The organism is Pseudonocardia acidicola (genome assembly GCF_012911935.1).
Lineage (GTDB): Bacteria > Actinomycetota > Actinomycetes > Mycobacteriales > Pseudonocardiaceae > Pseudonocardia > Pseudonocardia acidicola.
This window is the reverse complement of the sequence record NZ_JAAXLA010000135.1, coordinates 1-8,214: the sequence shown is the minus strand read 5'-3', so window position 1 is coordinate 8,214 and position 8,214 is coordinate 1. Positions and strand designations below refer to the sequence as shown.

General features: G+C 73.3%; 7 protein-coding genes. 3 read left to right on the top strand and 4 right to left on the bottom strand.

Going from position 1 to position 8,214, the window contains the following annotated elements:
* Positions 1 to 1,034: Nickel transporter NicT (gene nicT, locus HF526_RS33865; protein WP_239029484.1), on the bottom strand; the 1,034-nt coding region annotated here is incomplete at its 3' end.
* A 573-nt stretch (positions 1,035 to 1,607) separates the two neighbouring features.
* Here nicT and HF526_RS33860 point away from each other — a divergent pair.
* Positions 1,608 to 2,357, top strand: a complete 750-nt coding sequence (locus tag HF526_RS33860) for a VldE C-terminal domain-containing protein (protein ID WP_169385732.1) — start codon at positions 1,608 to 1,610, stop codon at positions 2,355 to 2,357.
* On the opposite strand, the gene HF526_RS33855 is transcribed toward HF526_RS33860, so the two are convergent.
* Positions 2,354 to 3,220 (bottom strand): shikimate 5-dehydrogenase, encoded by an 867-nt coding sequence (locus HF526_RS33855; protein WP_338051938.1) that lies wholly within the window; start codon positions 3,218 to 3,220, stop codon positions 2,354 to 2,356. The genes HF526_RS33860 and HF526_RS33855 overlap by 4 nt on opposite strands.
* On the opposite strand from HF526_RS33855, the gene HF526_RS33850 reads away from it, so the two are divergent.
* Entirely contained in the window at positions 3,185 to 4,252 is a 1,068-nt protein-coding gene (locus HF526_RS33850; protein WP_169385731.1) for a DUF3616 domain-containing protein, read from the top strand. The genes HF526_RS33855 and HF526_RS33850 overlap by 36 nt on opposite strands.
* Positions 4,253 to 4,457: 205 nt before the next feature.
* Positions 4,458 to 5,216 (top strand): VldE C-terminal domain-containing protein, encoded by a 759-nt coding sequence (locus HF526_RS33845; protein ID WP_169385730.1) that lies wholly within the window; start codon positions 4,458 to 4,460, stop codon positions 5,214 to 5,216.
* A 6-nt stretch (positions 5,217 to 5,222) separates the two neighbouring features.
* On the opposite strand, the gene HF526_RS33840 is transcribed toward HF526_RS33845, so the two are convergent.
* Complete coding sequence (locus HF526_RS33840; protein WP_169385735.1) at positions 5,223 to 7,337, bottom strand: PhoX family protein; 2,115 nt, start codon at positions 7,335 to 7,337, stop codon at positions 5,223 to 5,225.
* Positions 7,338 to 7,471: 134 nt separating this feature from the next.
* The gene (locus tag HF526_RS33835) at positions 7,472 to 7,921 is read right to left on the bottom strand and encodes a hypothetical protein (protein WP_169385734.1); all 450 of its coding nucleotides are present in this window, start codon (positions 7,919 to 7,921) and stop codon (positions 7,472 to 7,474) included.
* Positions 7,922 to 8,214 lie beyond the last annotated feature (293 nt).

The following is an 8,214-nucleotide window of genomic DNA, read 5'->3' as shown; positions in this document are numbered from 1 at the left end:
GGGGCGGGGGCGGGGGCGGCCCAGCGTTCCTCGATGCGGCCGAACCGCCAGATGCCCAGGGCGACGATCCAGGTCACCGCGAACAGTCCGACGATGACGTATCCGACGTATTCCAGGTTCAGCGACCCGATGAAGCCGAGGAATCCGCCGGATTCGGGGCCGACACCCAGTTCGCCGGCGACCAGCTGCAGCAGCTCGATCAGCCCGATCACGAGCGCCACGATCACCGACAGCGCCGTGATGGTGATGTTGTAGAAGACCTTCCGGACGGGCTTGAGGAACGCCCAGCCGTAGGCCGCGGACATGAACACCCCGTCGGCGGCGTCGAACAGGGACATGCCGGCGGCGAACAGCACCGGCAGCGTGAGGATCGCGTACCAGGGCAGCTCGAAGGCGGCCGCACCGCCGGCCAGCACCAGCAGCGACACCTCGGTGGCGGTGTCGAAGCCCAGCCCGAACAGGAAGCCGACCGGGTACATGTGCCGGGGCTTGCCGACCGTACGCATGACACGGCCGAGCAACCGGGTGAGGAAACCCCGGGATTGCAGGTGCCGCTCGAGCTCGGCGTCGTCGAGCGGCTCGGTGCGCATCCGCCGGAACACCCGCACGATGCCGGCCAGCGCGACCAGGTTGAACAACCCGATGAGCAGCAGGAAGACCCCGGAGACCAGCGTCCCGATCAGCCCGGTGGTCTGCTGCAGCTGCGACGCGCCGTCCTCGACCTGGCCGGCCAGCGCCCTGAGCCCCACCCCGAGCAGCAGGCACAGCAGGAAGACCACGCTGGAGTGCCCGAGGGAGAACCAGAACCCGACGCCGCGGGCCCGCTTGCCCTCGCCGACGAGCTTGCGGGTGGTGTTGTCGATCGCGGCGATGTGGTCGGCGTCGAACGCGTGCCGCATGCCCAGCAGATAGGCGGTCAGGCCCAGCCCGATACCGAACACGCCCGCGCTGCCCACGGCGTAGTGGTGCGGCGCGACGATCCCGGCCAGCACACCCCAGCCGACGATGTTCAGCAGCGCGATGAATCCGGCCATTCCGGCGATCGCGCCCCAATCGGCACGGTCGAAGCGATTCCGCCGGTGTCCTCCGGGCCGCGGTTCATCAGGAAGGGGAGCGGTCATGCATCCGATCGTGCGCGATCGAGAGGCTCTTGCATAGATGCTGCAACAGACCGGCCGCTTCACCTGTCCACCTGGAGGGGATCGCCGGGTGGTGAAATCGGACGGACGGGGACATATCCGCTCACCGCCGTGCGACCGGCCCCTGCCGCACCGCACGCGCGCCGCCCCGGCACACCCGCGCCGCTCGCCGCGTCGGGCCGCGCAGTCGCCTCACCGCCGGGGACGATCCCGGCGATCCGGATGTCCTTCCTTTACGTTTGCTCACGGATCAATGACGGCACGGTCACGAAAGGGACACGGATACCCCGATCCGCCGGCACCCCGACCGGACGTCCGCCGGACCGTCGATCCGGAAGGCAGATCGTGGCTCGGCACCGCTCCCCCGAAGGCCGCCGCGAGCTCCAGGGACTGCCGGCGGCCACTTCGGCGCCGACCGGTCCCGGTGCGTCGCGGCCGGTTCCCACTCGCTCCACGCGCGAGCGCGGCGTGCCCTCCCGCGTCCGCCGCGGCGCGGCCGTCGTCGCCGTGGCCGGTGGCGCGCTGTCGCTGGTCGGCGCGGCCGCTCCCGACCCGGCGACGCCGACCGGCGCCGTGGACCCCGCGGACGCCGGTGCCACGACGGCGCTGCGGCTCACCACCGACGCCTCGGCCGCCGAGGCCGCCGTCCCGCCGCTGGCCGAGCAGCGCAGCCTGCGGCCGGTCGCCCCGGCGACCGACGTGCTCGACGCGGCCGGGCTCGTCAAGGCCGTCCGGCTGGCCGAGCGGCAGGCCGTGGCCGAAGCCGAGCGCAAGGCCGCTGCGCAGCGGGCCGAGGCGGAGCGGAAGGCGGCCGCCGCCAAGGCCGCCGCCGTGACGGGCTCACTGGGCTGCACGCTGAGCACCGCCGGGCTGGGCCCGGTGAAGCCATGGGTCGCGGACGCCGCCGAGTTCCTGGGCTGCCTGTTCGGCCGGCCGCCGATGATCGGCGTCGCCAGCCGCGGCAACGCCTCGGACCACCCGAGCGGGCACGCGCTCGACTTCATGATGCGGGGTGCGGCCGGCGACCGGCTCGCCGCGTGCGCCCTGCGCAACAAGGAGGCGCTCGGCATCACCTACGTGATCTGGAAGCAGCGGATCAACTACGGCAGCGGCTGGGAGACCATGGATGACCGCGGCGGCGAGACCGCCAACCACTACGACCACGTCCACATCTCGTTCGCCACGAGCGCGCCGGGTGGCAGGCCGGCGGCCTGTTAGGAGCGCGAGTACTCCGACGCGCGCCGCGCCTGCTCGCCGGTGGGCCGCACGCCGGTGTACAGCGCGAACTGCTCCAGAGCCTGCAGGGCGATCACCTCGGTCCCGGTGATCACCCGCCGGCCGCGCTCCCGGGCCCGCCGGACCAGCGGGGTGTCCTCGGGCATCGCGACGACCTCGAAGACGGTCTCGGCGGCGTCGACGACCTCCGGTGGCGCCGGGAGCGCCTCGGCGGCCGGGCCGCCGGCCATCCCGACCGGCGTCGCGTTGACCAGCAGCCGGGGCCGCGCCGTCCCGGGATCGGGCTGCCAGCGGTAGCCGTACTGCTCGGCCAGCGCACGCCCGGTCCGCTCGTTGCGCGCCACCACGACCCCCTCGCCGAACCCGGTGTCGCGCAGCGCCGCAACCACCGCCTTGGCCATCCCGCCGCTGCCGAGCACCGCGACGTCGGCGTCGACGGGGACCTCGTGGGAGGCCAGCAGCCGCGCGATCGCGAGGTAGTCGGTGTTGTAGGCGTGCAGGCGGCCGTCGTCGTTGACGATCGTGTTGACCGAGCCGATCACCGCCGCCGACGGGTCGAGGGAGTCGACGAGCGCGATGACGTCCTCCTTGAAGGGCATCGAGACTCCGCAGCCCCGGATGCCCAGCGCCCGGATGCCGGCGACCGCGGCGGCCAGGTCGGTGGTCGTGAACGCCTTGTAGACGAAGTCGAGGCCCAGCTCGTCGTACAGGTAGTTGTGGAAGCGCGTCCCGATGTTGCTCGGCCGGGCGGCGAGCGACATGCACAGCTGCGTGTCCTTGGAAATCGTCGGCACCTGTAGAACGGTGCCATGGACGTCCAGGGTGAGGTCGAGCTGCACTTCCACGGCGAGGTGGTGCGCAGCGGCAACCACGTGAACCTCTCGGCGGTGCGCACCGACGGGGAGTGCCTGTGGCTGGCCGGTGACGAGACGGCCACCGTGGAACGGCTCGTCCTGGACTCGGCCACCACGCCGAAACGCGCGGACGACCAGCTCAGCGTCCGGCTTGCCGACCTGGTCGAGCTGCCCGGCGGGCCGGACGACGAGGCGGACATCGAAGGGTTGGCCCGGGCCGGCGAGCACCTGTGGGTGGTCGGTTCGCACAGCCTGGTGCGCAAACAGATCAAGCCCCGCAACTCCGAGGCCAAGGCGCTGCGCCGGCTGGCGACGGTGCGCCGCGAACCGAACCGGTTCGTGCTGGCGCGGCTGGCCGTGCAGCCTGGCCCGGACGGCCGCCCCGTGCCGGCCCGGGTCACCGATGACGGCCGGGTCAGCGCGCTGGCCGGCGCCCCGGGTGCGGTCGGCCTCACCGACCTGCTCACCGACGACGAGCACCTCGCGCCGTTCCTGGCCATCCCGTCCAAGGACAACGGCCTGGACGTCGAGGGCCTGGCCGTGCACGGCGACGCCGTGTACGTCGGGCTGCGCGGCCCGGTGCTGCGCGGCTGGGCCGTCGTTCTCGAGGTGCGCCCCGTCGCGGATCCGGACGATCCGGCCCGGCTGCGGTGGGGCGCGTTCGCCGACGGCACCCGCTGCCGCAAACACCTCCTCGACCTCGGCGGGCTGGGGGTGCGCGACCTGTGCCCGCACGGCGACGACCTGCTCGTCCTGGCCGGACCGACGATGAGCCTGAGCGGCCCGGTCCGGGTCTACCGCTGGCACGGCGCGGCCCGCGCCGAGACTCCCCGGGTGGTCCGGGGTGAGGAGCTCACCGTCGAGACCGAGTTGCCGCACGGCGACGGCGAGGACCACGCCGAGGGCATCGCGCTGCTGCCCGGGATGCCGCCCCGGCTGCTGGTCGTCTACGACAGCCCGTCGGCGCGCCGGCGGCCGACGCCGCACTCCGTGCTGGCCGACGTGGTGGCGTTGCGCTCCTGACCGCGGCGGCTCCGGCGGAGCGCCGCTCGGCGCGCGAACCGTCACGACCACCTCACCGCGCGTGACGCTTTCGTCCGTTTCGTGACTGACCCGCTACATTCGGCGCGATCATGACGGCCCGGCTCCCTGACGGACACGGATTCCCTGATCCGTCGGCCACCCACGCCGAGTCCGCCCGGGCCCGATGATCTCCAGAAGGCAGGTCGTGTCCCGGCACCGCTCCTCCGCGCTGCTCACACCCTCGGCGCAGGCCGCGCTGCGCAACGGCGTGACCGCCGCCGCGGTGACCGGCGGCTCGCTCGGCCTGATCGCGCCGGCGATCACGCTTGTGACCAGCACCGAACCCGGAACCGGCCCGGCGGTCCTGCAACTGGCGGCGGACGAGAGCCGTCCCGCCGGCGCCGCCGCGGTTGCGGCCGGCCGCCCCGGCGGCGCGGCGCCCGGGATGCCGCCGGGCATCGTCCCGGTCACCGCCCCCGAGGCACCCGACCGGATGGATGCAGCCGGGCTGCTCAAGGCCGTCGGCCTCGCCGACCTGGCACGCCGGGCCGAGGAGGAGCACGCGGCCCGGGAGGCGGCCGCGCGCTGCGACGTCGACCTCGGCGGCCTCGGCCGGGTCAAGCCGTGGGTGGCCGCGGCCGCCCGGTTCCTCAGCTGCCGCTACGGCCATCCCGACCTGATCGGCGTGGCCGGTCGCGGCCGGGTCTCCGACCACCCGCGCGGTCTCGCGCTCGACTTCATGGTCCGCGGCGAGCGCGGCGACCGGATCGCCGAGTGCGCGCTGCGCAACCAGCAGGCCCTCGGTATCACCTACGTGATCTGGGAGCAGCGGATCAACTACGGCGACGGCTGGGAGCCGATGGGAAACCGCGGCAACGACACCGAGAACCACGTCGACCACGTGCACATCTCGTTCGCCGGGACCGCCCCCACCGGCACCCCCACCGTCGAGCTCTGCGGCTGACGCCGGCTACTGACCGATCCTGCCCGGCCGGTCGTTGCGGCCGATCCGCCAGATGGTGACCACCGACGGCCGCGGCTGACTGCCCGGCCCGTCCGGCCACCGCGACGCCGGCGCCTGCGGCGAGGCGCCATCCAGGTCGCCCGGATGCTGCACGGAGATCAATGCGAAGTCGCCGGTGACGACCGGCCCGCAGCACTCCGCGCCGATCGGCACGCTGGCGAACAACGTGGTCCGTCCGCGGGTCGGGCCCTCCAGCGAGACCCCGTACAGCCCGTCGTTGATCGACAGGGCCTGCGTGGAGTCGGTGGCGATCCACAGGTTGCCGTAGGGGTCGAAGGCCAGGTTGTCCGGCGAGCTGATCGGGCTGACCTGGCTCTTGTCGTACCCTCCGAAGTAGCTGCCGGGGTCGTTCGGGTCGCCGCAGACCAGCAGGATCGACCAGCCGAACGTGGTCGCCGCCGGGTCCCGGTCCCGCTCGATGAGCTCGATGACGTGCCCGTGCTTGTTGCCGGCCCGCGGGTTGGGCTCGTCCGGGGCGGCCTTGCCCGCCTTGCCGCGGTCAGAGTTGTTGGTCAGCGCAAGGTAGACGCTGCCGGTGCGCGGGTGCGGCTCGACGTCCTCGGGCCGGTCCATCTTCGTGGCCCCGACCCGGTCCGCGGCCTGCCGGGTGTACACGTAGACCTCCTCGGCGCTCATCCCCTCGACGAACGAGGTCGAGCCCTGCGCCAGCCTGATCCACTCACCGCTGCCGTCGAACGCGCCGTCGGCGGGCAGCGTCCCGGTGCCGTCGATCTCCGCCGCCGGGCTGTCCCCGCTGAACTTCGCGACGTAGAGCGTGCCGGCCGAGAGCAGGGTGCGGTTGTGCTCGCGGGCGCGGCGGCTCTCCCCGCGCATCATCCGGGCGTCGGAGACGAACTTGTAGACGTAGTCGAAGCGCTCGTCGTCGCCCATGTAGGCCACCGCCCGCCCGTCGCGGGTCAGCGCGATCGTCGCGCCCTCGTGCTTGAACCGGCCGAGCGCGGTGTGCTTGACCGGCGGGGCCTGCGGGTCCTGCGGGTCGACCTCGACGACCCAGCCGAAGCGGTTGACCTCGTTGGGCTCCTTGGCCAGGTCGAAGCGGGGCTCCAGGCGTTCCCACTTGCGCTCCGACGGGCCGGGCCTGAGACCGTAACGCTTGTGCCGGGGGTCGGCCGGATCGGCGCCCGCGAAGTACTGGTTGACGTTCTCCTCCCCGGACAGGAACGTGCCCCACGGCGTCACCCCGCCGGAGCAGTTGTTCAGCGTGCCGAGGACCGTCCTGCCGATGGGATCGGCCGAGGTCCTCAGCAGCGCCGACCCGGCGGCGGGTCCATCGAACACGAACTCCGACGAGGCGGTGTACCGGCGGTTGTGGCGCTCGTCGAGGACGACGGTCATCCGGCCGGTGCGCCGGTCGCGCTCGACGGTCACGACCGAGAGCCCGTGCGCGGCCATCCCGATCCGGATCTGCTCGTCGGTCGGGTTCGCCGGGTCGTAGCCGCGGAACATCAGCGGCTCGATCGTGTACTCGTGGTTGCTGAACATGAGGTAGCGCCGGCCGGGGCCGGGGAGCTGCACCAGCCCGCAGAAGTCGTTGTTGTAGCCGAACTGGCCGGCCTGCGCCTCGGGCGTCTGGTTCTCGAAGTCGAACGCCGGCGCGCCGGGGACGACCGGGTCGCCCCAGCGGATCACCACGTTCTGCGCGTAGCCCGCCGGCACCGTCACGGCGTCGGCGGTGTTGGGCGCGACGGTCTCGTACTCCAGCCCCCGGGGCGGACGGGCCGGTGGGGCGGCGGGAGCGGCGCCGGCGGCGGAGGTGCCGGTGGCCGCTTCGGCGGTGTCGGCCGGCAGGCCGGCGGCACCGGCCGCGAGGGTGAGCACGGCGCCGGCCCGTAGCGCGCCGCGGCGGCTCAGCGCCCGCGACAGCACCTGACCGAAGTACTCGTTCGGCGAGGTGTTCGGCGCCTCGTGCGAGCACGCGTTTCCGCAGCGGTACAGGCAGGTCAGCCCCTGCCGGGCGGGCCGGCCGGGGGAGAACAGCGGCAGGCCGGCGGCGGGGGTTCCGTCGGCCGGTCGCGGCTCGTCCGGGCAGGGCTGCGCCATGGTCGTCCTCCTGGGTGGGTCGATCGGTTCAATCCGGGCAGGCCGGACGAACCGTAAGTAATCAACCCGAGGAGACGGTGGCTCCGAGGTGGCCGACGAGTGAACGCCGCTCCCCCGTCGGGGTGAGCCCGCTCTCAGGGGGTGGCGCCGTGGCGCGGCTGCCCCGGGGTGCGTCGGCGCTGCTTCATCTCGGCCTCGAAGACGTGCCTGCGACCGGCCATCGTGTCGTCCTGCACCTCGCGCAGCAGGCCCCGGAAGGCGTCGTAGTAGCCGTCCTCGAACTCCTCGACGATCTGGAACGTCCACCGGCCGGCAACGACGTTGCGGCCGATCAGCTCGGTCTCGACCCGGTCCGCCCAGTGCTCCTGGGCCGCCTTGCGCAGTTGCTCGACGACGTCGTCGAGCAACCCGTCCGCGCCCCCGATGAGCTGGTGGAAGTCGTAGAGCGCGCCTCGGGCCCGCTCGATCCGCTCCAGCGCCTCGGAGAACTTCCCGACGGCCGCGACCAGCTCGTCGGAGGCGCCCTCCGGGCGCGCGTGGGCATCGTCGACCGACCTGGCATCCGCATCGCCTCTGGCGCTCACGAACGACCCGATACCCCGCGCCGATCACCGCGCAAACCCGGGCGGCGACCCCGCCGTCCGCTGCAGGCGAACATCCCCGCCCCCGGCGAACACGCCTCCGCCACCGGCGCCGGGTGGCTAGCGTCGGTGCCGCCGCCGACCCGGAGAGGACCCCCGCGATGCGCACCCCGCCGACCCACGCCGCGGTGCCGATCAGGTCGGGTTCCTCCGGCGGGGCCTTGGCCAGCCGCCACGCGTAGGCCGCGAAGATCGAGACCAGTACGGCGGCGTCGGCCAGGGTCAGCGTGTGCCGC

Excerpts from the sequence above, each read along its gene's own strand:
- HF526_RS33840 (WP_169385735.1), bottom strand. The coding sequence starts at position 7,337 with ATGGCGCAGCCCTGCCCGGACGAGCCGCGACCGGCCGACGGAACCCCC.
- HF526_RS33850 (WP_169385731.1), top strand. The coding sequence starts at position 3,185 with ATGGACGTCCAGGGTGAGGTCGAGCTGCACTTCCACGGCGAGGTGGTG.